The organism is Pseudomonas sp. 05N431 (assembly GCF_056397005.1).
This window is the reverse complement of the sequence record NZ_JBFTMN010000055.1, coordinates 1-671: the sequence shown is the minus strand read 5'-3', so window position 1 is coordinate 671 and position 671 is coordinate 1. Positions and strand designations below refer to the sequence as shown.

Below are 671 nucleotides of genomic sequence, written 5' to 3'. Positions count from 1 at the left end.
CTTTTTTCGCTGTCGCGTTCGGCCCGGTCCCAGTGAAACTCGACTTTGACGCGACCATATTCATCGCAGTAGATCTCTTCGCCGGCCGGGCCGGTGACGCGGGCGGTCTGGCAGACCAGCGCCGGTCTTTGTGCCGGCAGCGGTGGCCGGTAGAACACGTCCCAGGGAATGGCGCTGAAGCTGTTGCGGTAGCCCTGGGTAAAACCGTCCTCAGGTTCGGTCGCGCTGGTGACTGACTCTTCCAGCACCTGGGGGTTTTTCCCGCAGTGGGTCACACCGAGCAGCAGCCACAGATCGTTGTAGGTTTCGCGCGGGTGCTCGGTCAGCTTGAAAAAGTGGCCACTGCGCAGGGTCGGCTGATCGCTTTCGCCCTCGGCCAACTGGTAATCGGTTCGGTGCCGTTCCAGCGCCTGCCGGGCGAGCTGTTTGGCGCGTTTTTCGCTCTCGAATAACTGCGGGTAGCGATAGTCTTCAAGCTCAGGGCGGAACTCGGCGGTGAAGCGGCTTTCCAGCAACAGGCTCGGGCGCTTCAGGTCATAGTCCCGGTGGGTGACCTTGCTGGTACGGGTGCTGAAACGCTGGGAGAACTGGCTGACGACCGAATGCTCCGCCAGCATGCCGGCGTCTTGCTGATAAGGGGTTTCGCCCAACGTGGGGAAGAAGGTCTGGTC

The 671-nt window shown here is 62.0% G+C and carries 1 protein-coding gene; it reads right to left on the bottom strand.

Features of this window, described 5'->3' with window-relative positions; all coding sequences use genetic code 11:
- A partial coding sequence (gene tssI, locus AC1DIG_RS29275) for a type VI secretion system tip protein TssI/VgrG (RefSeq protein ID WP_477770107.1) occupies nt 1–671 on the bottom strand: 671 nt, incomplete at both ends.